The following is a 24,750-nucleotide window of genomic DNA, read 5'->3' as shown; positions in this document are numbered from 1 at the left end:
TCACGGTGGCGCGGTGGCGGTCAGGGTTGCCCGTCCCCGGAGCCGCGCCGCCGCTGGCCCTCATAGGGGACGGGGAAGCGGGGCCAGCCGACGGACAGGCGCAGCACCAACACCACGACGCACAGCACCGCCAGGATTCCGGTCGAGACGTTGCCGACGATCCGCAACGCCGTACCGGTCGTGGTCGGCGCCGCGGCCGTGCGGTACACCACCGTTTCGCTGACGGGCGAGGGCGCGTCCGTCGCGTCGCGTGGACTCTCCCGCGCGGGGCGGGAGGGTTCCGGGGAGGCGGGGGCCGGCGACGGTTCGGCGCACCGCTCAGGGTCGGCGGGAGGAGCCGTTCGGCCGGAGTCCGCGGGGGTTCCGGAGCCGACGGGTGCGTCGGAGCTAAGGGCGTCGCCGGAGCGCGCGGCATCGGTGGGCCCGATGGAGTGGACCGGATCCTCCGCACCGGTGGTGCCCGCGCTTTCTCGGGGTCCGACGGCGTGGACGAGACCGGCGGAACCATGGGCGTGCGCGGAGTTCTCGGGAGCGATGGAAACACCGGAGCGGTCGGCAGCGACGGGATCTGTGCTCTGCGGCACGGGCGAGGCGGGGCAGGGCGGTGCGCCCCCGGGCTGGGCGGGGGCACCCAGCAGGAGAGCGCACATCAGCACGGAGACGGGGGCAGGACTCATTCCACTTCCTCGGAGGAGACGGCGGCCGGTCCGGCCAGGGAGCGAGCCCGGACGGGCCGTTCGATGAAAGACGAGGGGAGCGCGACCACCACCTCGACGGTGGAGCCGGTGAGAACGCAGGATTCGAGGGAGGCGCGGTTGGCCTCGGCGGTGTCGCGGGCCCGCGCGCAGGCCCGTTCTGTTCCGTGGACGGCCTCGGCGGCGGCGGCGAGCGCGGCCAGATCGGCCGCGGTGGTGGCGCGGTCGCGGTCGAGCCGCGCCGCGGAGGTCGTGAGGACGGCGAGGGTGACGAACCAGAGCAGCGCCCCCAGGGCGACCCACCAGACGGTGGCGGAACCGGAGTCGGAGCGCACCGGGATCAGCTCCCGGGTTCGAGGGGGACGGCGGCGCTGCCATCCACCGGCAGGGAGATCCCCGGGCCGAACAGGAGCCGGGCCCGTACGGTGACGCGGGCCATGCCCCCGCCCTCGGACAGGTGCACGTCCGCCCCGTCGGGAGCCGCGGTCAACGCCAGGGAGCGGGCCCGGTCGTGGGGTTCGCCGCGGGCCAGCGCCCGGGCGCCCACGCGCGCCGCGTCGGCACAGGAGAGCTGGGCCGACGCGGCCTGGACCGCACCGAGGGCCACGGCCAGGACGAGCAGCAGGGAGGGCAGCACCATCGCCGCCTCCGCGGTGGCCGAGCCCCGGTCAAAAACCCGAGCCGAGCGCATTGACCACGAGATCGGTGAGGACGTCCTCGACCGCACCGCTGGTGAGCACGGCGTAGAGGACCCCGGCGAAGGCGACCGCCGCGATGGTGCAGAAGGCGTATTCGGAGGTCGTCATCCCGGCGTCCGACGGGGGCGGCGCTGTGGCGGGCGAGGGTACGGGAGCGGACGTGCGCGCGGCAGCGAGCGTGGGAGCAGGAGCTGGTACGGGAGCGGACATGGCGGCCTTCCTGGCGGGGGCCGACTGGTCCGGCCCTCTTCCTCCAGGTTCGGCGGGCCGGAGCCGACGCGAAAGTCCCCTCCCCAGCCTGTGGATAACTTCCTCCGCGCCTCCGCGTTCCGTCCACAGGCTGTGGACGGCACCGGATCTCTCCCTCAGCCCCCGCCGCCCGCGAGCACCTCGTCGAGCAGGCGCAGCGCACCGGCCTTGCTCAACGGCTCGTTGCCGTTACCGCACTTGGGCGACTGGATGCACGACGGGCAGCCCTGGTCGCACTCGCAGTCGGCGATGGCCGCGCGGGTCGCGGACAGCCACTCGCGCGCCGCCGCGTACCCCCGTTCGGCGAAGCCCGCGCCGCCCTCGTACCCGTCGTAGACGAACACCGTCAGCCGACCGGTGTCAGCGTGCATCGAGGTGGACACCCCGCCGATGTCCCAGCGGTCGCAGGTCGCCAGCAGCGGCAGCAGTCCGATCGCGGCGTGCTCGGCGGCGTGGGCGGCGCCCAGCAGCCCCACGTCCTCCCGGCGCAGCCGCTCCTCTCCCTCGGCGGGCAGCGTCCACCACACCGCGCGGGTGTCGAGGGTGCGCTCGGGCAGGTCCAGCGACTGCTCCCCCAGGACCGAACCGGTGCGCACGTCCCTGCGCAGGAACCCGACCACCTGGCGCACCACCTGCACCTCACCGAAGTACACGGTGGCCCCGCCCGGCCACTCCTCCTGGCGCAGCACCGAACGGACCGTGATGTCGGTGGTGTCGCGCGCCCACGTGCTGTAGGGCGGCTCCGCAGGGTGGACCAGGGCGACTCCCTCGTCGAGGTCGAGGTCGTCGACCAGGTACGTGTCCCCCTGGTGCAGGTAGACCGCGCCGGGGTGGACGGTGCCGTGGGCGGCGGGCTCGTCCACCTCGCCGAGCAGCTGGCCGCTGCCGGTGTCGACGATCTGCACGGGCGGCCCGCCCGACCCGCGGATATCGGCCAGGTCACTGGCACGTTCATTGCTCGTCCAGAACCAGCCCCGTGGACGCCTCCGCAGCAGGCGGCGCTCGACGAGTTCGGCGAGCCGCTCCTCGGTCGTCGCCCCGAAGAGGTCGAAGTCGTCCTTGGTGATCGGCAGTTCCTGGGCGGCCGCGCACAGGTGCGGCCCCAGGATGTGCGGGTTTTCCGGATCGAGGACGGTCGCTTCTACGGACCGGCCGAAAATGGCCTCAGGGTGGTGCGCCAGGTAGGTGTCCAAAGGGTCGTCGCGGGCGATGAACACCGCGAGCGCGTCCTCCCCGCGCCGCCCGGCGCGGCCCGCCTGCTGCCACAGCGACGCGAGGGTCCCCGGCCACCCGGCGATGAGCACCGCGTCCAGGCCGCTGATGTCCACCCCCAGTTCCAGGGCGTTGGTGCTGGCCAGGCCGAGGATCTCCCCCGAGCGCAGGGCCTCCTCCAGCTCACGGCGCTCCGAGGCCAGGTATCCGCCCCTGTAGGCGGCCACCCTCCCGGCCAGGGCGTGGTCGCCGCGCTCGGACAGCAGGCGCTGGGTGGTCAGCGCGACCACCTCCGCGCCCTGCCGGGAGCGGACGAACACCAGGGTGCGCACACCGTCGCGTACCAGGTCGGCGAGCATCTCGGCGGCCTGCGAGGGCGCCGTCCTGCGGATCGGCGCCCCGTGCTCGCCGGTCAGGTCGGTCAGCTCCGGCTCCACCAGCGCCACGGACATCCCCGGACGCGGGGAACCGTCCCGGCTGACCGCCGTGACGGGCACACCGGTCAGCCGGGTGGCGCTCTCGGCGGGGCTGCCGGAGGTGGCCGAGGCGAGCACGAACACCGGACGCGACCGGTAGCGGGCGCACACGCGGCGCAGCCGACGCAGGATCTGCGCGACGTGCGAACCGAAAACCCCCCGGTATCGGTGCGCCTCGTCGATCACCACGTAGCGCAGCCGACGTAGGAAGCGCGCCCACGCCCCGTGCCGGGGCAGGATGCCGTGGTGCAGCATGTCCGGGTTGGTGAGCACGTAGTTGCCGTGCTCGCGCACCCAGGAGCGCTCCTCCGACGAGGTGTCGCCGTCATAGACGGCTGTCCGCATCCCCGGCAGGGAGAGGTCCGTTATCCACCGCAGCTGATCCTGGGCGAGCGCCTTGGTCGGGGAGAGGTAGAGCACGGTTCCGCCCGCGTCAACCGCGTCCACAGCGGGTAGGAGGAAGGCCAGTGACTTTCCCGAGGCGGTGCCCGTGGCTATGATCACATCACGGCCCGAACGTGCGAGGTCGGCGGCTTCGGCCTGGTGGGACCACGGTCCCGTGATCCCCCTGTCGGCGAGCCGTTCGACCAGGTGGGGCGCGGTCCACACCGGCCAGTCCCCGCTCACCCCGTCGTTGCGGGCCACGTGCTCGATGTGGGTCACCTGTGGGTACCGGGTATCGTCACGCCACACACCGGGAAGCACGGGCTCCGGTCGGCTCATCCGAGACCCCTCCTCACTGGTACGCGTTCGAGGCCCGCAGGCGCCTCCTACCCAAGGGTGGAGCACTGGGACATTGGTTTCAGTGTGACATCCGGGGGAACAGTGGCGCGGTGTCACGGTTTTTCTGTGCATCACAGGAAGACGCACTCGACACGCGTGGTTGAATGCGTGCTGGTGGGGTAACGCCCGGCAGAGATCATTCGCGTTTTTCGCGGTTCGGCGCTGGAGGACTAGTGGACTTGAAGCTTGATCATTACACCGAGGGCGACACCGAGATCGTCGTCGTTGAGGGTGAGATCGATGTCTATACCGCGCCCCGGCTCCGCGAGCTGCTGATCGACCTGGTCAACAAGGGCAACTTCCACCTCGTGGTCAACATGGAGAAGGTGGAGTTCCTGGACTCGACGGGCCTCGGTGTGCTCGTGGGCGGGCTCAAGCGCGTCCGGGCCCACGACGGGACCCTCGACCTGGTCTGCACCCAGGAGCGCATCCTGAAGATCTTCCGGATCACCGGTCTGACCAAGGTCTTCGGTATCCACGACTCGGTGCAGGAAGCCATCGACAAGCGTTCCGCGAAGTAGCCCCGAGCGAGCGATGGCAACCATCACGCTCACGATCAGCGCGCTCCCCGCTCACGTGCGCACGGCGCGGCTCATGGCCGCCACCGTGGCGCGGCGGGCGGGTATCGCCGCCTCAGCGATCGACGAGATCAGGCTGGCGGTCGGTGAGGCGTGTTCCCGGGCGGTGGCGGCGCACAAGCTGCACTGCCCCACACAGCCGATCCTGCTCCAGCTGATCGACGGCAGCGGGCCTGATCCGGCGTCGGAGTCCCGCACCGACGCCACGAGCAGCATCCTGCGCGCCAACGGGAGCGCGACGCAACGTTTCGAGGTCGTCGTCTCCGACCGTGCCCCCGCCAAGGACACGGAGGAGCCCGCCAACCCGTCCCTGCTCGACGGGCTCTTCCTGGACGGTGAGGACACGCCTCCCGGCGGGATCTCCGGGTTCTCCCCGGGGCTGGGCCTGGCGGTCATCACGGGCCTGGCCGACGAGGTGAAGATCGACCCCAGCGACCGGGGGACCGTGGTGCGGATGAGCTGGCCGCTGGCCACGGAGCACTCGCCCGACCCGAGTTCCAACTAGGGTCGGCCGGGCCGGTACCCGAACGCTCACGAGGGCGCCTCCCCGCGGGGAGGCGCCCTCGGTGCGTCACGGGGCCGACCGACGCACGGTGGGTCCTTGGTGACCGCGAGGCCTGCGCCGACGCGCCCGCGGGCCCCTGGGCGGCCGTGGGGCCTGGAGCGGCCGTGGGGCGCGGGGCCCGGAGCGAAGGCGGGCAGCACGGTGCCGACCGTGCCTCCGGGCCCCCTGTACATCCAGTCAACCGCCTCCCGCACGCCCCCGGAAGCCCCGGACCCGGCCTGTGGACGGCGGAGCCGCGCGGTCAGTCGCAGGCCTGGGAGGAGACCTGCTCGTTGTTCTCCAGGCCGCTCCGGGCGTTCTCCGCGACCTCGTCGGCGGTGAGCACGTAGCCCGTCTCGGGCTCGTTCGTGGCGGCGGCGAAGACCACCCCGTACACGGTGCCGTCCGGCGACAGCAGCGGGCCGCCGGAGTTGCCCGGGCGCACCACGGCGCGCACCTGGTAGATCTCCCGGCTCACCTGCTGGGAGTGGTAGAAGTCCGGCCCCTGCGCCGTCTGGCGGGCGCGGACGCGCGCCGGGACGGCCGTGAAGCCGCTGTTGCGCGGGAAGCCCGCCACGACCGCGTCACCGCCCTGCGGGGCCTCGTGGTCGAACTCCAGCGGCTCCAGGTCCAGGCCCGGCACGTGCAGCACCGCCAAGTCCTGCTGGGCGTCGAAGAGCACCAGCGTGGCGTCGAGCTGGTAGCCCTCCCGGGTGACCACCCGCAGGTCGTCGGTGACCCCGGCGACCACGTGCGCGTTGGTCATGATCCGGTCCTCCGCGTAGGCGAAGCCGGTGCCCTCCACGCGGCGCTGGCAGGAGGGCGCGGTGCCCAGCACCTTCACCACGCTGCGGCTCGACTCGATCAGCTCCGGTGTGGTGAGCACGTCCGGGTCCGGCGGCGCCACCTCGGCGAGCTCACCGGTGCCCAGGCCGCTGAACACCTGCGGGAAGGCGCTCTGGTCCACGATCCGGCGGAACGTGGAGAACCCGCTGTGGGCGGCCTCGGGCATCAGCGTGTCCACCGAGTGGAGGATGCGCGAGTCCCTGACCTGTCCCGCGACGAAGGGCAGCGCCGAGTTGGCGACCGTGCTGCCGATGAACCAGGCCACGAGCAGCACCGACAGGCCGCTGATCAGGGCGCCGCCGATGGCGTCCAGGACCCGCGCCGAGTCCCACGTCACCTTGTTGCGGACGAAGGTGCCCAGGTAGGAGAGCAGGAACTGGCCGAGCGCCGCGGACAGGAACACCACGGCGATCGCCAGCAGCGCCTGCCTGCCGGGGTCCTCCACCCACGCCTGGATGGGCTGCGGGGCCGTCAGGGCGGCGAGGACGCCCCCGCCGACGAAGCCCGCGAAGCTGAAGACACCGACGATGAAACCCTGTCGGTACCCCGTCACCGCGAACAGCAGCAGCAGGACGAGCAGGATCACGTCGAGCACATTGCCCTCCAAGAGTGAGCGCTAACCGACCGGCCGCAGGCCCTGCGGGGTTGCTTCGAACACATCGGTGAGACCCTCGTCGCGCCAGGGAAGTTCCCAACCGCCCAGGGCGAGCAGGCTGTCGATCACCGCGCCGGTGAAGCCCCACACGAGCATTCCCTCCACCCGGAAGCCGGGCCCCCAGCGCGGCCCGGCCCCGTAGCGCACCTTGACCCGGTTGGCCGGATCGGCGAGGTCGGCGACGGGTACGCGGGAGACCGCGGCGACCTCGCCCAGGTCGGTCGGCCGCACCTCGCTGGGCTCGCGCCACCAGCCCAGGACGGGCGCCACCCGGAAGTCGCTGAAGCTCAGGTACAGCTCGGGGAGGCGGCCGACGACGTCGACCCCCTCGGGGAGGAGCCCGGTCTCCTCGGCGGCCTCGCGCAGCGCCGCGGCCTCCGGGGAGGCGTCGGAGGGCTCGATCCGGCCGCCGGGGAAGGCGGGCTGTCCGGCGTGGCGGCGCAGGCCCTCGCTGCGCTGGATGAGGAGGAGGTCGGGGCCCCTGGGGCCCTCTCCGAAGAGGATGAGGACGGCGGACTCGCGCCCTCCCTCGGCGGGCGGCCGCATGGGCGGCGGCACGGTCATCGTCTCGGCGGCGTCCGCGAGCGCGGCCAGCCAGAGCGGGATCGAGTTCATGCGGGGAACCTGTTCCGGGAGTCGTCGCGCCGTCGGTGGGTCGGAGGGGCCGTGCGCCGGGCTCCTCGCGGGGCCGCGGGGACCGGGCCCGGAGGAGCGCCGCGCGAGGGAGCGCGTCGTTTCCGGGGAGTCATCACGTCGTCGGACCTCCCCCGGCGCCGGCGGGCGGGGGTACCGCCGTCATGCGGGGCGCCGCGGACCGGGATGCCCGCGACGGGGCCGATGTGCGCACACTCACGTGCTCAGGGTACAAACCCCCGGCGCCTGCTCCCGATGCCCGCCCGGCCGCCCCGGGCGTCCGGCGCGCGACCGGGCGCCCGGAGGGGTCGCCCGGCACCGGGTCGGCGCCCCGCGCACCCCGGCGGCCTCGGGGGGCTCAGGAGAAGGAGCGCATCCGCAGCAGCTTGGTCGCGGTGGCGGTGTCCGTGGGCCCCTCGCCGAAGGAGGGGCACAGGCGGGCCAGGCCGCAGGCCCCGCACGCGGGCTTGCGGGAGTGGCAGACGCGGCGGCCGTGCCAGATGACGCGGTGGGAGAGCATCGTCCAGTCCCGGCGCGGGAAGAGCGCGCCGATCTCGTGCTCGACCTTGACCGGGTCCTCCTCGTCGGTCCACCCGAAACGACGGACGAGCCGCCCGAAATGGGTGTCAACGGTGATACCGGGCACATCGAAGGCGTTACCGAGCAGTACGTTTGCGGTCTTTCGCCCTACACCGGGTAGTTTGACCAGGTCGGAGAGTTTCCTCGGAACCTCTCCACCGTGCCGTTCACACAGTTCCTGCCCGAGTCCTATGAGGCTGTTGGCCTTGGCCCGGAAGAAGCCGGTCGAGCGGATCATCTCCTCCAACTCCTCCCGCCGCGCCGAGGCGTAGCCCTCCGCGTCGGGGTAACGGGCGAAAAGGGCGGGGGTGACCTGGTTGACCCGCTTGTCCGTGCACTGGGCGGACAGGATCGTCGCGACCAGCAGTTCCAGGGGGGTCGTGAAGTTCAGTTCGCAGTGGGCGTCCGGGTACAGCTCGATGAGCTCCCGGTACATCCTGCGGGCGCGGCGGACCAGCGCGAGCCGGCTCTCACCGGTGGGCGTGGTCGTCGGCTCGGTCGCGTCTGGTGTGTCACGGGGCATCATCACAGGGTAGGCGTCCCGGTAACGGGGCGGTCCCCGGCCCGGTCTCCGTGTCCGCGCGGCGGCCGGAAGCGGGGCCGCGCCGCCGCCGACGAACGGAGCTATGTAACCAATGTCCGGTGGCGCGGCGCGGACAGCCCTGGTACAGAACTGATGACGGCTAGGATCGCAGGGGCTGACGTCGGCTGTTGTGGGCAGTTGTCTCTCGGCGGACAAGCCGGGATCACGACCTGGTTTCACACCCGGGTGCGATATACGTCACACTGTTGGCGGTCAGGTTTTAGGAGGACGTGTGGTGGACGAGATCAACGAGGTGCTGCGGAAGGCCCCTCTGTTCGAGGCGCTGGACGAGGAGGACACGGCCGCACTCCGCTCCTCGGTGAACGAGGTGCGTCTCGGCCGCGGCCAGACCCTGTTCAGCGAGGGTGACGAGGGCGACCGCCTGTACGTCATCCTCAGCGGGAAGGTGAAGCTGACCCGCACGGCCGTGGACGGCCGCGAGAACCTGCTCGGGGTGCTCGGCCCCAGCGAGATGTTCGGCGAGCTGTCGCTGTTCGACCCGCGCCCGCGCACCGCGAGCGCCGTCGCGGTCACCGACTCGGTGCTCGCGGGGCTGGGCCACGACGACCTGCGCCCGTTCCTGTCCAGCCGCCCGCAGGTGTCGCTCCAGCTGCTCAAGGCGCTGGCCGCCCGCCTGCGCCGGACCAACGACGTGATGGCCGACCTCGTCTTCACCGACGTGCCCGGCCGCGTCGCCAAGGCGCTGCTGGAGCTGGCCGACAAGTTCGGCAAGGAGGGCGAGGACGGACTGCACGTCCACCACGACCTCACCCAGGAGGAGCTCGCCCAGCTGGTCGGCGCCTCCCGTGAGACGGTCAACAAGGCCCTCGCCGAGTTCGCCCTGCGCGGCTGGCTGCGGATCGAGGCCAAGGCCGTCGTCCTGCTCGACGTCGAGCGGATGCGCCGCCGCGCCCGCTAGGTCTTGTTCCTCGGGCGGGAACTCCCGGGGGCGCCGACGTTCGCGCCCCGTGCCGGGGTTCCCCGGGCCTGAACGCTGTGTGGCCGCTCCCCCGCGGGGTGGGCGGCCACAGCCGTGTCCGGATCCGTCCGCGCCCGGCGCCCCGGAGTACGGGGGCCGTAGCGCCCCGGCCCCAGGCTCGGGGGAGCGCTCGCCGTCTAGGCCTCGACGCCCTCGGGCAGTTCGCCGCGCGCCGAGAGGTAGCGCAGCTGGGCGCGCACCGACGAGGCGGCCGCGAACCGGATCTGCTCGGTGACGTCGGGGTAGACGCGGTCGACGATCTGCTCGACCCCGGTCGCCCCCGCGCGCACCGCGTCCAAGACCTGTCCGAGGCGCGACTCGCGGTGGTCGACGTAGGAGTCCAGCACCGCCGACGGGGCCGTGATGATCGGGCCGTGGCCGGGCAGCAGGGTGCGCACGTCGTGCTCGCGCACCAGGGAGCGCAGCCGGTACAGCGACTCCATGTAGGGGCCCAGCCCGTCGTCGCCGTCGATCACCGTGGTGCCGTGGCCCAGGACCGTGTCGCCGGTCAGGATGGTGTTGTCGGCCTCCACCATGAGGCAGACGGAGTCCTCGGTGTGACCGGGGGTGGCGATCACCCGCACCCGCAGGCCGTCGGCCTCCAGGACCTCTCCGTCGGACAGGCCGCGTCCGCCGACCCTGGTCCCCGGGTCGACCGCGTGCACGGGGGCTCCGGTCAGCTCCGAGAAGTACCGGGCGCCCTCCCCGTGGTCGGGGTGGCGGTGGGTCACCACGGCCATCAGCACCTGGGCGCCCTGCTCCTGCACGGTCCGCGCCACGCGCTCAAGGTGGCGTTCGTCGTGGGGGCCGGGGTCGACCACCACGACCCCGCGCGCGCCCGGCTCCCGCAGGATCCAGGTGTTGGTGCCCTCCAGCGTCATCGGGCCGGGATTGGGGCACAGCACGCAGCTGGCGCGCAGTGTCCCGGAACCGTCGATCCTCATCGCACCTCGCTTCGCTCGCCGAACCGGACCGGGGAGCGGCCGGTGAGTCCGGCACGCGCGGCCCCGCCGCCCGGCGGCCCCTCAGGGGGTCGCGTCGGGCCTCGGGAGGGGGTAGTCCACCCCGTTCGGCGCCACGACGCGCAACTGGCCGCCGACCTCCCGGACAACCGGCTCAATGGGGACGATATCCCGTCGGGCCTCCCGTACTCCCCGGAGGGTCCGGCAGTCCGCGAGTTCGGCGCAGTTCACGACCGTGGGCGGCAGCATCGGCATCCGGCCCGCCTCCCACTCGCCGTGGACGGCGGCGGGGTCGGTCCACCGGGTGAGGTCGGCCTCGCCGCCGACGTCGCGCGAGGCCTGCCCCGGGGGGAGCTCGGCCGTGAAGAACCAGGTGTCGTAGCGGCGCGGCTCGGCCCTCGGGGTGATCCAGCGCGACCACGCGCGCAGCCACTCCGAGCGGAGCACGAGGCCGCGCCGGGTCAGGACCTCGGTGAAGGAGCGGGAGCGGTCGATCAGCCCCAGCCGGTCCCGCTCCCAATCCTCGGAGGCGGTGTCGAGCGTGACGGCGTCCTCGCCCGCGCGCCCGGGTTCGCCGGCCAGCAGGACGCCGGTCTCCTCGAAGGTCTCGCGGACCGCGGCGCACACCAGCGCCCGGGCCGTGCGCACGTCGGTGCCCAGCGTGCGCGCCCACTCCTCGGGGCCGGGGCCGGTCCAGGGAAGGTCGCCGTCGGCGTCGCGCGCGTCCACCCCGCCGCCGGGGAAGACGTAGGCGCCCGGGGCGAACCCCATGGAGCGGACCCTGCGCATGAGCAGGACCTCCACGGGGCCGTCCGCGCCCCCGTCCCGGACGCCGCCGCGGGGGCGCAGGAGCATGACCGTGGCGGCCGGGCGGGGAGCGACGGCGCCGCCGGGCGCGGAGCCGTCCGGCGCCGCGTCCCCTCGCCCGGTGCCGTCGCCTGCCGGGACGTCGCGCATCGGCGTACCCTCCTCCTCGGGGACAGAGCGCCGCGAGACGGGGGCCGCCGCCCCGGAAGAGGGCGACCCGCTCAGCGGACCTCGACGATCATCTCAACCTCGACCGGTGCGTCCAACGGCAGGGCGGCCACGCCCACGGCGGCGCGCGCGTGCACACCGGCCTCGCCGAAGACCTCGGCCAGCAGGTCGCTGGCCCCGTTCACCACACCGGGCTGTCCCGTGAAGTCGGGGGTGCTGGCCACGAAGCCGCCCACCTTGACCACGCGGACCACGCCGGACAGCTCGCCGATCTCGGCGCGCACCGCGGCCACCGCGTTCAGCGCGCACCGCGCGGCCAGCTCCTTGGCCGTCTCCGGGGTGACCTCGGCGCCGACCTTGCCCGTGGCGGGGAGCTTCCCGTCCACGAACGGCAGCTGGCCGGACACGTAGACGTGGTCGCCGCTGCGCACCGCGGGCGTGTACGACGCGACCGGCGCGGCCACCTCGGGCAGGGTCAGGCCCAGCTCGGCGATCCGCTCCTCGGGGGTGGCCATCACAGCTCCCGCTTCATGTACGCGACGTACTGCTGGTTGCGGGGGTCGGTGCCCTCCGGCAGCGGAGCGGGCACGACGGAGACGAGCTCCCAGCCGTCGGCGCCCCAGTTGTCCAGGATCTGCTTGGTGGCGTGCGACAGCAGCGCCACCGTCTGGTACTCCCACTTGCTCATGCGTCCCTCACCCTTGCTCTCTCACCGGCGGACCGCCCCACAGCGGGGCGCCGCACGTCAACGCCGCCACCTTACTCATCCGCGTGCCCCCGCGTGCCCACCGCGGCACCGCTCCCGGCCCCGCTTGGAACGCCCGCATAGACTGCCTGGAGTGAGCGAGAGCGAGCACGGACCGAAGCCTCCGGGGGAGGCCTGCGCGGGAGCACGACTGCACATCGTCACCGGCAAGGGCGGGACCGGCAAGACCACGGCCGCCGCCGCGCTGGCGCTGGCGCTGGCCTCCGGCGGCGCGAGGGTGCTCCTGGTCGAGGTGGAGGGCCGCCAGGGCGTCGCCACCCTCCTCGGCAGCCCGCCGCTGCCCTACGAGGAGCGGGAGATGATGGCCGCGCCCGGCGGCGGCAGCGTGAGCGTGCTGGCGGCCGACGCCGAGGCGGCGCTGCTGGAGTACCTGGAGATGTTCTACGGGATGCGCCGGGCGGGCCAGGCGCTGAACCGGCTGGGCGCCGTGGACTTCGCCACCACCATCGCCCCCGGGCTGCGCGACGTCCTGCTCACCGGCAAGGCCACCGAGGCGGTGCGGCGCCGCCGGGGCGGCCGCCGCAGGTCCGCCGAGAGCGCGCCGACGGCCCCCTTCCACTACGACGCGGTGGTGATGGACGCACCGCCCACCGGACGGATCGCCCAGTTCCTCAACGTGAACTCCGAGGTGGCGGGGCTGGCCCGCGTGGGGCCGATCCGCAACCACGCCGACCGGGTCATGGAGGTCATCCGCTCGGGGCAGACCCGGGTGCACTTCGTGTCCCTGCTGGAGGAGATGCCCGTCCAGGAGACCCGGGACGGGATCGCCGAGGTCGGCGGGCTGGGGCTCAACGTCGGCGCGGTGCTGGTGAACATGGTGCGGCGGCCGCTGCTGGACGAGGCCGACCTGGCCGCCGCGGCGGAGGGGGAGACCGACCTGGACGCGCTGGCCGCCGGGCTGAAGGAGGCGCGTCTGGAGGACGCGCGGGAACTCGCGGCGTCGCTGGCCGCGGAACTGCGCGCCCACGCCCTGCGCGTGCGGCTGGAGCGCCGGATGCGTTCGGACCTGGAGGATCTGGACCGCCCGCTGCTGGAGCTGCCGCTGCTGGAGGGCGGTGTGGACCGCGCCGCGCTGGACTCCCTGGCGCGGCGGCTGGTCGAGCAGGGGGTGCGGCTGTGAGCGCGGCGGTGGAGGCCGGGCGCCTGGACGTGGACGCCCTCGTGGACGACCCCGGCACGCGGATCATCGTGTGCTGCGGCGCGGGCGGGGTCGGCAAGACCACGACGGCCGCGGCGCTGGGGCTGCGCGCCGCCGAGCGCGGGCGGCGGGCCGTGGTGATCACCGTGGACCCGGCGCGGCGGCTGGCCCAGTCCCTGGGGCTGGAGTCGCTGGACGACACGCCGCGGCCGGTCCCGCTGCCGGAGGGGTCGGGCGGCAGCCTGCACGCCATGATGCTCGACATGAAGCGGACCTTCGACGAGGTCGTCAGGGAGCACGCGGACCCCGAGCGCGCCCGGCAGATCCTGGCCAACCCCTTCTACCAGACCCTCTCCACGAGCTTCTCGGGCACGCAGGAGTACATGGCCATGGAGAAGCTGGGCCAGCTGCGCCAGTCGGGGGACTGGGACCTGATCGTGGTGGACACCCCGCCCAGCCGGTCCGCGCTGGACTTCCTGGACGCGCCCAAGAGGCTCGGCCGCTTCCTGGACGGACGCCTGATCCGTTTCCTGAGCGCCCCTGCCAGCACGGGGGCCTTCCGGCTGATCGGCGCCGGGTTCAACCTGGTGACCTCGGCGGTCAGCAAGGTCGTGGGCGCCCAGCTCCTCGACGACCTGCGGTCCTTCGTCGCCGCGTTCGACACGGTGTTCGGCGGTTTCCAGAAGCGCGCCGAGCGCACCTACCGGTTGCTCCAGGCGCCGGGGACGGCCTTCGTGGTGGTGGCCGTGCCGGACACGGACGCGATGCGCGAGGCGGCCTACTTCGTGGAGCGGCTGGCCACCGACGCCATGCCGTTGGCCGGACTAGTGGTCAACCGGACGCATCCGCTGCCGGAGGGGGCGGGCGGAACCCTGGATGCGCACGAGGCGGTCGCAGCGGCGGAGGCGCTGGAGCGTTCGGGCACGCGGACACCGGCCTCGGCGGCCCTGCGGCTGCACGCGGAGAGGGTGCGCACGCGCAGGCGCGAGGTACGGCTGAGGGACGCCCTGCTGGCGGAGCACGGCGGTGTGCGCGTGGCCGAGGTGGCCGCCATGCCGGAGGACGTGCACGACCTGGCGGGGCTGCGCGACGTCGGCGAGGAGCTGGCGGGCCGGGGCCGGTAGGGCGTTGCCGGAACTCAGGCCGCCGAGGTGCCCTCGGCGTGCTCGGCGGCGTAGCTGGCGAGGTCGACGTCACCCTCCCTGCGGGCCTCCTCCAGGAGCGGGCCCCAGCTGGTGACGCCGGGGTGCTTGCGCAGCAGGGCACGGCGCTCGCGTTCGGTCATGCCGCCCCAGACGCCGAACTCGACCCGGTTGTCGAGGGCGTCGGTCAGGCAGTCGGTGCGTACCGGGCACTCCTGGCAGATGAGTTTGGCGCGGTGCTGCGCCGCGCCCTGGACGAACAGCGCGTCGGGGTCCACCCGCCGGCACAGCGCCCTGGTCGTCCACTGGTCGGTCCACATGCCTCTACTCCCCTGTGCGCACCCGGTCCCCGCGCCAGCGGATCCGGACCCGGGGCACGCGTGTGCCCCGGCCGGAGGGACCGTGGGCTCCCGCTGCCGCGTGGGGTGCGGTGGTCGACGCCCACCCCTGTTGCCTAGAAGTTACGGATTCGTTCGCCGCGCCAACAGAACCCGATGGACCCCCTTCACGTCTCACCAATATGGCCCGCTCGGGCCATTGCGTGGGGGCCCGGTGGCTCTGCGCACCGGACGGGGTGGGCGTGCCGCGCCGCCGAACCGGTCAGTGCCCGGCCGGCGATAGGCATGAAAAGATGTCATGGGGGCACAGCCCGCGGTACGCGGGTCATTTCCGCGCGTTCGCGCACTATCCGTTCCACATCGGACCACTTCGCACGTACGTGGTCACCTAGTCTGATGGGGTGGGTCAGGGGACATTGCTTCAAAGAATCAGCCAACTGGTCGGCGTCGGCGTCGTCGCTGGGCTCCTCGTCGCCGCGCTCGCGCTCCCCGCCGTCGGCGGGCTGGGCATCACGGCGCGCAACGTGGCCAGCGGCTTCCTGGAGATGCCCAGCAATCTGGAGACTCCGCCGCCTCCTCAGAGATCGACGATCTATGACAGCGAGGGCGGCGTCATCGCGGAGATCTTCGACCAGAACCGCGAGCTCGTCGAGATCGAGGACATCTCGCCGGTCATGATCGACGCGATCCTCGCCATCGAGGACTCCCACTTCTACGAGCACGGCGGCATGGACGTGTCGGGCACGCTGCGCGCCGCGATCCGCACGCTCAACGGCGACACCCAGGGCGCGTCCTCGATCACCCAGCAGTACGTCAAGAACGTCCAGATCGAGGCGGCCACCACCCAGGAGGAGCTGGAGGAGGCCTCCGAGACGACGATCGCCCGCAAGATCCGGGAGCTGCGCTACGCCGTCGCCCTGGAACAGCGGATGACCAAGGACGAGATCCTCGAGGGCTACCTCAACATCGCCTACTTCAGCGACGGCGCCTACGGGGTCGAGTCCGCCGCGCAGCACTTCTTCCAGGTGCCCGCCAGCGACCTGGAGCTGCACCAGGCCGCCACCATCGCGGGCCTGGTCCGCTACCCCTACCTCTACAACCCCCGTTTCTTCCCCGAGCAGACCACCGACCGCCGCAACGTCGTGCTCGACCGCATGGTGGCCACCGGCGCCATCACCGAGGCGGAGGCCGAGGAGGCCAAGCAGGTCCCGATGGAGGTGGAGATCTCCACCCCGCCCAACGGCTGCGTGCCCAGCGACCAGCCGTTCTTCTGCGACTACGTCGTCCAGGAGATCGAGAAGGACGAGCGCTTCGGCCAGAACGAGACCGAGCGGGCGCGCTGGCTGCGCACCGCCGGACTCCAGATCCACACCACGCTCGACCCGCAGACCCAGGTGTCGGCGCAGGAGGCCGTGGACGAGTGGGTCCCGCGCGAGAACGAGTCCCGCAAGGTGGCCGCCGAGGTGGTCATCCAGCCGGGCACCGGCCACATCCTGGGCATGGTGCAGAGCCGCAACTACGGGCCCGACGAGAGCAAGCTCGGCGAGACCTCCATCAACTTCGCCACCGACGCGGACCGGGGCGGCAGCAGCGGCTTCCAGGCGGGTTCCACGTTCAAGGCCTTCACCCTGGCGGCGGCGCTGGCCGAGGGTATGCCGTTCGGCACCTCGTTCAACTCACCGACCACCGTGACCGTCTCCGGGCAGCGCAGCTGCAACGGCGGCACCCTGAGCCCCTGGTCGCCCAGCAACGCCGGCGACACCAACTCCAACACCACGCACAACATGATGACCGGGACGAGGGCCTCGTCCAACACCTACTTCGCGCAGCTCCAGGCGCGGGCGGGCATCTGCGACGTGATGGAGATGGCCGAGGACCTGGGGCTGCGGCGCGCGGACGGCACGCTGTTCACCGAGAACGAGCGGACGCTGGCCAACAGCAGCTTCACCCTGGGCAGCGAGGAGGTCTCCCCCCTGCGGGTGGCCAACGCCTACTCGGTCTTCGCCTCGGGCGGGATCCTGTGCGAGCCGCAGGCCATCACCAAGATCATCGACCAGCACGCGCACGAGACGATCGAGATCGAGCCCGAGTGCGAGCAGGTGATCGACGAGGAGGTGGCCGACGGGGTCAGCTACCTGCTGGAGCAGCCCTTCAACGGCGGCACCGCCGCCTCCCTGGGCATCGGCCGTCCGGCGGCGGGCAAGACCGGTACCACCGACGGCTCGGCCGCGGCCTGGTTCGCCGGGTTCACCCCGCAGATGGCCGGCGCGGTCTTCGTCGGCGACCCGCGCGGCCCGCAGCAGTACCCGCTGCGCAACGTCACCATCGGCGACCGGTACTACGGGGTGGTGTACGGGGGGACGATCCCCGGCCCGATCTGGCAGGAGACCATGCGCGGCGCCCACGAGGGCCTGGACGTCGAGCAGCTTCCGTCGCCGCCGTCGCAGTTCGGCTCGACGTCGGCCCCGCGCTCGGAGGAGGACGCCAGCCCGGCCAGTGACGACGGCGGCGTGCCGGACGTGATCGGCCAGTCCGAGCCGGAGGCGGTGAACGTCCTGGAGGCCGCGGGCTACACGGTGAACGTGTCCTCGACCCGGGTCCGCTCCCCCGAGCCCGAGGGGACCGTGGCCGCGGTCAACCCGGACCCGGGGACGCGGCTGCCGGAGGGGGCCACCGTCAACGTGTTCCTCAGCAGCGGCGGCGGAACCGCCAGCGGGCCTGAGGAGGACGAGGACTGGTTCCCGGTCGCGCCCGCGTCGAACTCCCCCGGCCGGGATGACGGCTGAGGCCTGACACGTGAGAGGGGCGGCGGTGCACGCACCGCCGCCCCTTCGCGTTCCCCGCCGTTCCCGGGTGGGAAACGGTCGGGCCGAACCCCGCGGGAACGGGCCGGGTACGGTCCGCCCGGGCCTGACCCGGCCGGGCCCGGCCGGGTCAGGTCATCCGGCCAGCTGGCGCTTGACCTCGGCGGCCACGCGGGCGCCCTCGGCCCGACCGGCGATCTTGGGGTTGACGACCTTCATGACCTGGCCCATAGCGCGGGGGCTGTCGGCGCCGGTCTCGGTGACGGCCTCGGCCACCAGAGACGACAGCTCCTCGTCGGTGAGCTGCTTGGGCAGGTAGTCGGAGATGACCTCGCTCTCGGCCCGCTCGGCCGCGGCCTGCTCGGGCCGTTCGCCCTTGTCGAACGCCTCGGCGGCCTCACGGCGCTTCTTGGCCTCCCGGGTGAGCAGACGGGTGATCTCGTCGTCGCCGAGGGAGCGCGAGGTGCTGCCGGCGGCCTCCTCGGTGGAGATGGCGGCCAGGACCATGCGCAGGGTGCCGGTGCGCACCTTGTCACGCGCCTTGATGGCGGTGGTCAGGTCGTTCTTGAGACGGGCTTTGAGTTCGGACATGAGCCGATCCTACGGCGGGGCGTCACGGGGCCACCAACGGTTTGCGCGCGCGGACGCCGTGCGGGCGCAGCTCACATCGGTCCGGCGGCCCTCGGCGAGGATCCGCACACACGTGCTCCGTGGATCTGCGACGATCTCTGTGACGACGAAGGAGGGCGATGGGCGCCGACAACAGACGAATCCTGCGCCGGGTGGGGCGCGCGGCCGCGATCACGGGCGCCGTCGGAGCGGCGGGACTGGTCTACGCCTCGGTCATCGAGCGCAACTGGTTCCGGCTGCGCCGCTACGAGCTGCCCCTGCTGCCCCCCGGCAGCCCGCGGCTGCGGATCCTGCACCTGTCCGACGCGCACCTGACACCCGACCGGAGGATGCTCATCGAGTGGATCCGGGGGCTGGAGGCCTACGAGCCGGACCTCGTGGTCAACACGGGCGACTCGCTGGCGCACCCGGACGCGGTGGGGCCGTTCACGAAGGCCCTGGGGCCGCTGCTGGACCGGCCGGGCGCGTTCGTGTACGGGTCCAACGACCTGTTCTCGCCGCAGCCGAAGAACCCGGCCCGCTACCTGTGGCGGACCAGCAAGACCGACTACAACAAGCGCCGGACGCCGGACCTGCCCTGGCGCGACCTGGGCGGGGCCATGACCGCGGCCGGGTGGCTGGACCTGAACAACCGCAGGGGTGAGCTGAAGGCGGGCGGGCTCGACGTCGCCCTGGCCGGGGTGCACGACTCGCACATCAAGCTGGACAGGTACGAGGAGGTCGCCGGACCGGCCGACCCGTCGGCGGCCCTGCGCCTGGGCGTGCTGCACTCGCCGGAGCCGTCCAACCTGGACCGGTTCGCGGCCGACGGCTACCAGCTGCTCCTGGCCGGGCACACGCACGGCGGCCAGCTGTGCCTGCCGTTCTACGGGACCCTGGTCACCAACTGCGGGATCGACCGCAAGCGCGCCTGGGGGCTGCACGAGTACGGGGACGCGTGGCTGCACGTGTCCGGCGGTCTGGGCACCTCCCCGTACGCCCCGGTGCGGTTCTGCTGCCGCCCGGAGGCCTCCCTGCTGGACCTCGTGGCCTCCTCCTGACCCTCCTCGGCGCTCCGGCCGAAAACCGTGCGCGAGCACTCCCGGGAGTCCGCTAGACTTGTGGACGTTGCTTCGGGGTGTAGCGCAGCTTGGCAGCGCGCTTCGTTCGGGACGAAGAGGTCGTGGGTTCAAATCCCGCCACCCCGACAAAGGAACGGGTGTCCACACAGGTGGGCACCCGTTCTTCGTTTTCGCGGGTCCGGGGCTTCCCCCTGCCGCTCCTCCCCCTCAGAGCGCACGGCCGGAACCGTCGGCTTGTCGGCTTCCGTGCGCCACCGGTGCGTCAGAGGCGATAGCCCGGGTCCACGCGGTGGGCGCCTTCGGCCCCCTGTCCCCACGGCCCGGGCCGGCCGGGCCGACCGCCGCCCCGGCCTCCGCTAGACCGAGGCCAGCAGGACCAGGAGGACCGCGCTCCCCGCGGTGACGGGAGCCGCCAGCGACCACCGGACCCACGGCCGGACGCCCCTCGCGGTCGGGAGCCGCGGCCACCGGTACGCCCCCACCGGGACGGCGGCGGCCAGGAGGAGCACACCCGCGACCCACGCCCACGGGGTCACCAGATGCCAGAATCCGGCGAGGAACGCGTACGTGAGCGCCGCGGCGCCGCCGATCCAGTGGGACACCAGTCCCAGGCGGTCGGTGGGACGGCGCCACCAGCGGCCGGGGCGCCGCCGTGAGGCGAACCCCAGGGCGAGGAGACCGGGGGTGAGAGCCAGCAGGACCGTCGCGGTCGCGTAGATCCTCTCGCCCGCCGCGTTGTCGGGGCTCGGTTCGTCGACGCCGAGCAGGCGGATGCCGATGTCCTCGCTGAACCGGTGCGTGTTGGACAGGACCACGGCTCCCCGGTCACCGGTGTAACCGATCCACGCCGTGTGGCCGTTGGTCGTGGCGTTGCCGCCGTGGCCGGTGATCGGCACCCCTCCCAGCGTCTCCACGTACCAGCCGAGGCCCTGTTCGCGGCGCTCGACGTCCCCCGGCGCCACGGGACGCACGGCCCCGGCCCCCGGGGCGGTGCCCTCCATCACCGACGCCAGGAGCAGGCCGAGGTCGCCCGCGGTCGTGACCAGCCCTCCCGACGGGCCGGAGGCCTCCGAGCCCTCCGGAACGAGGGGACGCCCGAGATCGGCGTTGTGCACCTGAAAGGGGGCGCCGTCACCGGTGGTCCGGATCGCGCTGTCCTCCATCCCCAACGGGTCGAGGATCCGTTCCCGGACGAGCTGGGCGTAACTGGTCCCGGCGTGCGCCGCCAGGGCGTGCCCGAGCAGGTCGATCCCGGTGTTGGAGTAGTGGTTGCCGCCTCGCAGTGCGGGATCGACCCGCACGTCCTCCGCCACGGTCCGCAGGAACTCCTCGACCGACCCGGGCGGGTCCGGGTGACGTTTGGCCGCGAACTGCCACAACGTCTGGAGCAGGCTGGTCTCCTCCCTGGAGAGGCCCGCGGTGTGTGTCGCCAGCTCCTCCACAGTGACGTCGGCGAGTACTGGATCGGCGAAGTCGACGCCTTCCAGGAGATCACCGACCCGGGCGTGCGGAACGAGTTCACCGCGGTCCACCATGTCGGCGAGCAGCATGCCGGGCAGCACCTTGGCGACCGACGCGGACCCGAACCGGGTGTGCTCCCCCACCGGTTCCCGGTCGGCCCCGGTGCTGCCCAGCCCCGCCGTGCGCACGCGCAGTCCCCCGTCCCCGTCCGTCTCCACGAGCGCGACCGACAGGCCGTGGTACCCCGTGGTGTCGGCGATCCCCCCGCGCACGCGCTCGACCAGCTCCGCGTCCCCGTCGGACTCCGCGCCGAGCTCGTAGGGGCGCGGAGCGACGGCGGCCGCGCCGACGGTGACGATGACGAGGACGGCGGTCAGTGCCGTGATCGCCCACCGCCGCGGTCCGCGCGGACGGTGTCGGGCAGAGGGGTCGGACGCGGTCACTCGGGTCTCCTCGTCTCCGGCCGGGTCGTCGGTGATCCGGGCTCGCCCGAACCTACGGCCGCGGAACACGGCGGAGCACTACGGGTGGGCCCCGTTCCGGAGGTGGGGCGGGGCCCACCCCGACCAGCACGAAGGCCGGTCCTACGGGACCGGCCTTCGTCGTGTCCGGGGGCGGACAGGGGGCCTTGTGGGCCGGGAACGACGCGACCCCGGCCCGGGTGCGGGGAACCGGGCCGGGGGAGGCGTCGGGCCGCTAGCGGATGTTCACGTCCACGCAGGCGTAGAAGGCGTTGCCGGTGTCGGCGACGTTCCAGCGGGCCAGGATCGTGTGGCGGCCGTTGTAGCCGGACAGGTCCACGTTGTGCTGGACGGTCGAGTCGGGCCGCGCCCCGCCGTCGTCGAAGTTGGCGATGCGCTGACCGCCGATGAAGTACTCCCAGTTGGCGGTGGCGTGCGTGACGGTCAGGGTCCAGGTGAAGTTCAGCGAGGTGCCGACCTGGGTGACGTGCCAGCCGTGGTTGTCGTCGTCGAGCTCGGAGAACCGGGAGTTGCCACCGGAACAGCTCATCAGGCCCTTGGGGCCCTCCACGCTCTGCGGCTCCCACTGGATGCCGCCGCACTGGACCATGCCCGCGGCGCACTGCGCCTGGCGGCTCATGGGCGCCGAGACGTAGCCGTGCGCGCTGGCCGCACTGGCGGGCATGAGGGTGAAGATCAGAGCGGTGGCCGCGGCGACGGCGGAGGCGGAGCGGATCCTGCTGAGGGTCTTCATTGAACGGGGCCCTTCTCTTCGGGTCACGATCCCGTCCGGCCTCGCGGCGCGGTGCGGGGGGTTCGTAGCGGGGTGACCCGGACCGTTTCCGGCCCAGGAAGTGGAGTGCGTCCGTGGGGGCTCGGATATTTCCCCCGAGGACACCGGACAGTGTTGTCCCGGCCATTCCGGGCGTCCCCGGAATTTCCTTCCACCTGTTGTCGGTAGACCGTAAAGACCCTGTCACTACACGTCAATACCCCTGTTGCGCGCGGGGACGGCGTACCACCGAACCGGCGACTCGGCCGGTCGGGCGCATTCCGGCACTGGTACTGACGGCACTTCCTCCGTCATTTGCGCCGCGAACTGGAAAGACACCTTACAGTAGCGATCCCCGGTCTGTCGTAAAACGTTGTGGTCCACCGAGCACCCGAACCGCCTGCCGGACCAGAACTAACCAGAGAGATAGATTCTCCTTACCCCTGCTCCGGCGTGGTCCGACGGCGATCCGTTGGCCGTCCGGCAGCGTCCCCGCGACGGCCCGACTGCGGCGCGGGAAGGACCGGGAAGGACCGGCTCCCGCGCCGGAAAACGCGTGGCCGCCTACGGAGGCCGGACCTAGGCTCTCGGGCATGCCCCCGGTCTTCCTCCCCGGCCTGGAACTGTCCCGGGCCCTGTACACGGACGCGGTCGCACCCCTGCTCGCCCGCGGGCCCCGGCCGGTCGCGCACGCCGCCGCGCTGCTCGGCGCCGGTTCCGAGGTCCTCGGACTGGACACCGAGCGCTCCACCGACCACGGGTGGGGCCCGCGGCTCCAGGTCTTCGTGGACGAACCCGATGAGCGCGACCGCGTGCTGGCGCTGCTCGCCGGGGGCCTGCCCGAGCGGGTGCGCGGCTGGCCGGTCCGGTTCGGCCCGAACGACGGCCCTCCCCAGACCTGGCGGCCCGACGCCGACGCGCCCGACGGCCGCCACCTGGTGGAGGTCAGCGGATCCGGCGACTGGCTGCGGGACCGGCTCGGCTTCGACCCGGGAGAGGGGGTGGGGGCCGCCGACTGGCTCGCCACGCCCACCCAGCGGCTGGCAGAGGTGGTGGGCGGAGCCGTCTTCCACGACGGCGTCGGCGCGGTCACACGGGCCAGGGAGCGCCTGTCCTGGTACCCGGACGACGTGTGGCGGTACGTGCTGGCCTGCCAGTGGCGGCGCGTGTCCCAGGAGGAGGCGTTCGTCGGCCGCTGCGCGGAGGTGGGCGACCGCCTGGGCGCGCGGGTGGTCGCGGCCCGGGTGGTCCGCGACCTCATGCGCCTGGCGCTGCTGCTGGAGCGCCGCTACCCGCCCTACTCCAAGTGGCTGGGAAGCGCCTTCGCCCGCCTGCCCGGGGTCTCGGAGCTGACCCCGCTCCTGGCGCGGGCGCTGGACGCGGACGCCGCGGCCCTCGCCGAGGCGTCCTCCCTGGTGGCCGACCGGCAGAACCGGACCGGCCTCGCCGCCGCCCTGGACATCCGGCCCCGACCGTTCCACGGGCGCCCCTGGCCGGTGCTGGACGCGGCCCGGTTCACCCGTGCCCTGCTGGCGCAGGTCACCGACCCCGGACTGGCCGCGCGGCCGCCGGTGGGCGCGGTCGACCAGTTCGCGGACAACACCGACGCGCTGACCCGGCCGGAGGTGTTCCGCGCCCTGGGGCCGTGAGCCGCGTCCCGGCCCACGGAGGCACCCCCGTGGACGGGTCCCCTCCCGACCGTCCTCGGGCCCCGGGCGGGAAGCCCGCCGTCGAGCCGGTCAACTACTCCCCTTTCTCTCCCGTCCCCGGGCCCCGCACACGCCCGGACCGCCCCGTCACCGCGGGTGCGCCCGCGGGGGCGCGGCCCTCCCGCACGCGCGGGCGGGGTGCCGTACGATCCCAGGCATGGGCAGACCGTCCGACCGATCACCTCTGCGACGGATCAGCGCGGAGGCCTGCGTCCTCGGCGGCGCGGGGTACGCCGTCCTGCTCCAGATCGCCCACCCCAGCGTCGCCCGCGGGGTGCACGACCACAGCGACTTCTCCTCTCGGCCGTTCAACCGGCTGCTCGGCACCCTCTACTTCGTGTACGGCACGGTCTACGGCACCGAGGAGGAGAGGAAGCGCCTGCACGCCATCGTGAGGGCACTGCACCGCAAGGTGAACGGCCCCGGGTACCGGGCCCTGGACGACGACCTCCTGCTGTGGGTGGCCGCCACCCTGTTCCAGACCGCCTCGCGGCTGCACGCGATGGTGTTCGGTGAACTCGGCGAGGAGGAGCGCGCCCTGCACCTGCGCGAGGCGTCGGCGTTCGCCACCGCCCTGGGCCTGCCCGAGGAGAGGTGGCCGGCCTCCCCCGAGGAGTTCGCCGCCTACTGGGACGGCGCCCTGGCCCGGCTGGAGGTGGGCGAGGAGGCCCGCGCCATCACCGGTCAGCTGTTCCACCCGGCGAGCGCGCCCCTGCGCCCGCTGATGCGGGTCCAGCTCCTGCTCACCGGCGGGCTGCTCCCGCCCGAGCTGCGCGAGCGGTTCGCGATCCCGTGGTCGCGGGCGCGCCAGCGCCGCTTCGACCGGATCCTGCGGACGACCCGCGCGGTGTACCCGTACGTCCCCCGGCCGGTGCGCGTCCTGCCAGCCACGCTGTGCCTGTGGACCATGCGGCGCGGAACCCTGGGCCCGCGCTGGCTGGGACCGCCGCGGCGCCGTTCGGGTCCGGGGGCAGGGGCCGGTCCCCGCCGCGGCGCGAGGGGAGCCGTCGGCCGGGACTGA

Annotated in this window: 25 protein-coding genes and 1 tRNA gene; 10 read left to right on the top strand and 16 right to left on the bottom strand. The window is 73.0% G+C overall.

All coding sequences use genetic code 11. The annotated features are described in order from the left end of the window. Positions 1–20: 20 nt before the first annotated feature. The 5 genes from AC0VX6_RS00680 to AC0VX6_RS00660 form a co-directional block, all read right to left on the bottom strand. Positions 21–209: a hypothetical protein gene (locus AC0VX6_RS00680; RefSeq protein ID WP_274975742.1), complete on the bottom strand. Its 189-nt coding sequence runs from the start codon at positions 207–209 to the stop codon at positions 21–23. 464 nt (positions 210–673) lie between these two features. After that, the gene (locus tag AC0VX6_RS00675) at positions 674–1,030 is read right to left on the bottom strand and encodes an Rv3654c family TadE-like protein (protein ID WP_475467119.1); all 357 of its coding nucleotides are present in this window, start codon (positions 1,028–1,030) and stop codon (positions 674–676) included. A gap of 5 nt (positions 1,031–1,035) precedes the next feature. Beyond that, positions 1,036–1,386 carry a TadE family type IV pilus minor pilin gene (locus AC0VX6_RS00670; RefSeq protein WP_302475383.1) on the bottom strand — a complete coding sequence of 117 codons (351 nt, stop codon included), beginning with the start codon at positions 1,384–1,386 and terminating at the stop codon, positions 1,036–1,038. Then, positions 1,364–1,501: a DUF4244 domain-containing protein gene (locus AC0VX6_RS00665; RefSeq protein WP_071623111.1), complete on the bottom strand. Its 138-nt coding sequence runs from the start codon at positions 1,499–1,501 to the stop codon at positions 1,364–1,366. Before AC0VX6_RS00665 ends, AC0VX6_RS00670 begins: the two co-directional genes overlap by 23 nt. A gap of 257 nt (positions 1,502–1,758) precedes the next feature. Next, entirely contained in the window at positions 1,759–4,053 is a 2,295-nt protein-coding gene (locus AC0VX6_RS00660; RefSeq protein ID WP_475467118.1) for a DEAD/DEAH box helicase, read from the bottom strand. 233 nt (positions 4,054–4,286) lie between these two features. Between AC0VX6_RS00660 and AC0VX6_RS00655 the strand changes: the two genes are divergently transcribed. Next, positions 4,287–4,634, top strand: a complete 348-nt coding sequence (locus AC0VX6_RS00655) for an STAS domain-containing protein (protein ID WP_013156307.1) — start codon at positions 4,287–4,289, stop codon at positions 4,632–4,634. A gap of 13 nt (positions 4,635–4,647) precedes the next feature. Beyond that, positions 4,648–5,196, top strand: a complete 549-nt coding sequence (locus AC0VX6_RS00650) for an ATP-binding protein (RefSeq protein ID WP_013156306.1) — start codon at positions 4,648–4,650, stop codon at positions 5,194–5,196. Between the two features lie 301 nt (positions 5,197–5,497). Here AC0VX6_RS00650 and AC0VX6_RS00645 read toward each other — a convergent pair whose 3' ends face one another. The 3 genes from AC0VX6_RS00645 to nth all read right to left on the bottom strand — a co-directional run bounded on the left by AC0VX6_RS00645 (position 5,498) and on the right by nth (position 8,474). Next, complete coding sequence (locus AC0VX6_RS00645) at positions 5,498–6,676, bottom strand: MarP family serine protease (RefSeq protein WP_274975685.1); 1,179 nt, start codon at positions 6,674–6,676, stop codon at positions 5,498–5,500. 21 nt (positions 6,677–6,697) lie between these two features. Continuing rightward, complete coding sequence (locus AC0VX6_RS00640) at positions 6,698–7,351, bottom strand: NUDIX hydrolase (protein ID WP_274975684.1); 654 nt, start codon at positions 7,349–7,351, stop codon at positions 6,698–6,700. Positions 7,352–7,727: 376 nt separating this feature from the next. Beyond that, positions 7,728–8,474, bottom strand: coding sequence for an endonuclease III (gene nth / locus AC0VX6_RS00635; RefSeq protein ID WP_013156303.1), 747 nt, complete (start codon positions 8,472–8,474; stop codon positions 7,728–7,730). 289 nt (positions 8,475–8,763) lie between these two features. Between nth and AC0VX6_RS00630 the strand changes: the two genes are divergently transcribed. Then, positions 8,764–9,450 (top strand): Crp/Fnr family transcriptional regulator, encoded by a 687-nt coding sequence (locus tag AC0VX6_RS00630; protein ID WP_013156302.1) that lies wholly within the window; start codon positions 8,764–8,766, stop codon positions 9,448–9,450. A 197-nt stretch (positions 9,451–9,647) separates the two neighbouring features. On the opposite strand, the gene AC0VX6_RS00625 is transcribed toward AC0VX6_RS00630, so the two are convergent. From AC0VX6_RS00625 to AC0VX6_RS00610, 4 genes are all read right to left on the bottom strand, one after another. Then, positions 9,648–10,454, bottom strand: coding sequence for an MBL fold metallo-hydrolase (locus AC0VX6_RS00625; RefSeq protein ID WP_274975683.1), 807 nt, complete (start codon positions 10,452–10,454; stop codon positions 9,648–9,650). Positions 10,455–10,535: 81 nt separating this feature from the next. Beyond that, a complete protein-coding gene (locus AC0VX6_RS00620; protein ID WP_475467117.1) occupies positions 10,536–11,429 on the bottom strand; it encodes an NUDIX hydrolase in 894 nt (297 codons plus the stop codon). A 71-nt stretch (positions 11,430–11,500) separates the two neighbouring features. After that, positions 11,501–11,962 carry a RidA family protein gene (locus tag AC0VX6_RS00615; RefSeq protein WP_274975681.1) on the bottom strand — a complete coding sequence of 154 codons (462 nt, stop codon included), beginning with the start codon at positions 11,960–11,962 and terminating at the stop codon, positions 11,501–11,503. Then, a complete protein-coding gene (locus tag AC0VX6_RS00610) occupies positions 11,962–12,135 on the bottom strand; it encodes a DUF4177 domain-containing protein (protein WP_013156298.1) in 174 nt (57 codons plus the stop codon). The genes AC0VX6_RS00615 and AC0VX6_RS00610 overlap by 1 nt, the downstream gene beginning before the upstream one ends. A 151-nt stretch (positions 12,136–12,286) precedes the next feature. Here AC0VX6_RS00610 and bagA point away from each other — a divergent pair, with 151 nt between their 5' ends. Further along, positions 12,287–13,333 (top strand): ATPase BagA, encoded by a 1,047-nt coding sequence (gene bagA, locus AC0VX6_RS00605; protein ID WP_274975680.1) that lies wholly within the window; start codon positions 12,287–12,289, stop codon positions 13,331–13,333. After that, positions 13,330–14,475 (top strand): ATPase BagB, encoded by a 1,146-nt coding sequence (bagB, locus tag AC0VX6_RS00600; protein WP_475467115.1) that lies wholly within the window; start codon positions 13,330–13,332, stop codon positions 14,473–14,475. The genes bagA and bagB overlap by 4 nt, the downstream gene beginning before the upstream one ends. 14 nt (positions 14,476–14,489) lie before the next feature. Here bagB and AC0VX6_RS00595 read toward each other — a convergent pair whose 3' ends face one another. Further along, positions 14,490–14,813 (bottom strand): WhiB family transcriptional regulator, encoded by a 324-nt coding sequence (locus AC0VX6_RS00595; RefSeq protein ID WP_274975678.1) that lies wholly within the window; start codon positions 14,811–14,813, stop codon positions 14,490–14,492. Positions 14,814–15,247: 434 nt separating this feature from the next. Between AC0VX6_RS00595 and AC0VX6_RS00590 the strand changes: the two genes are divergently transcribed. Continuing rightward, on the top strand, positions 15,248–17,617 hold the full coding sequence (locus tag AC0VX6_RS00590; RefSeq protein WP_475469229.1) for a penicillin-binding protein: 2,370 nt from the start codon (positions 15,248–15,250) through the stop codon (positions 17,615–17,617). 153 nt (positions 17,618–17,770) lie between these two features. On the opposite strand, the gene AC0VX6_RS00585 is transcribed toward AC0VX6_RS00590, so the two are convergent. Continuing rightward, complete coding sequence (locus tag AC0VX6_RS00585; RefSeq protein WP_274975677.1) at positions 17,771–18,226, bottom strand: GatB/YqeY domain-containing protein; 456 nt, start codon at positions 18,224–18,226, stop codon at positions 17,771–17,773. A 158-nt stretch (positions 18,227–18,384) separates the two neighbouring features. Between AC0VX6_RS00585 and AC0VX6_RS00580 the strand changes: the two genes are divergently transcribed. Both AC0VX6_RS00580 and AC0VX6_RS00575 read left to right on the top strand, forming a co-directional pair. Then, positions 18,385–19,305, top strand: a complete 921-nt coding sequence (locus AC0VX6_RS00580) for a metallophosphoesterase (RefSeq protein WP_274975676.1) — start codon at positions 18,385–18,387, stop codon at positions 19,303–19,305. A gap of 73 nt (positions 19,306–19,378) precedes the next feature. After that, a tRNA-Pro gene (locus AC0VX6_RS00575) sits at positions 19,379–19,452 on the top strand. 230 nt (positions 19,453–19,682) lie between these two features. On the opposite strand, the gene AC0VX6_RS00570 is transcribed toward AC0VX6_RS00575, so the two are convergent. Then, positions 19,683–21,230 carry a serine hydrolase domain-containing protein gene (locus AC0VX6_RS00570; RefSeq protein WP_475467114.1) on the bottom strand — a complete coding sequence of 516 codons (1,548 nt, stop codon included), beginning with the start codon at positions 21,228–21,230 and terminating at the stop codon, positions 19,683–19,685. A 253-nt stretch (positions 21,231–21,483) separates the two neighbouring features. Then, positions 21,484–22,002, bottom strand: a complete 519-nt coding sequence (locus tag AC0VX6_RS00565) for a lytic polysaccharide monooxygenase auxiliary activity family 9 protein (protein WP_212641976.1) — start codon at positions 22,000–22,002, stop codon at positions 21,484–21,486. 611 nt (positions 22,003–22,613) lie between these two features. Here AC0VX6_RS00565 and AC0VX6_RS00560 point away from each other — a divergent pair. Beyond that, positions 22,614–23,669, top strand: coding sequence for a DUF4037 domain-containing protein (locus AC0VX6_RS00560; protein ID WP_475467113.1), 1,056 nt, complete (start codon positions 22,614–22,616; stop codon positions 23,667–23,669). A 217-nt stretch (positions 23,670–23,886) separates the two neighbouring features. Next, the gene (locus tag AC0VX6_RS00555) at positions 23,887–24,750 is read left to right on the top strand and encodes an oxygenase MpaB family protein (RefSeq protein WP_274975673.1); all 864 of its coding nucleotides are present in this window, start codon (positions 23,887–23,889) and stop codon (positions 24,748–24,750) included.

This window comes from Nocardiopsis sp. iso_25, from assembly GCF_056173305.1.
The sequence above is the reverse complement of the archived record's forward strand: the minus strand, read 5'-3'. Positions and strand labels throughout refer to the sequence as shown.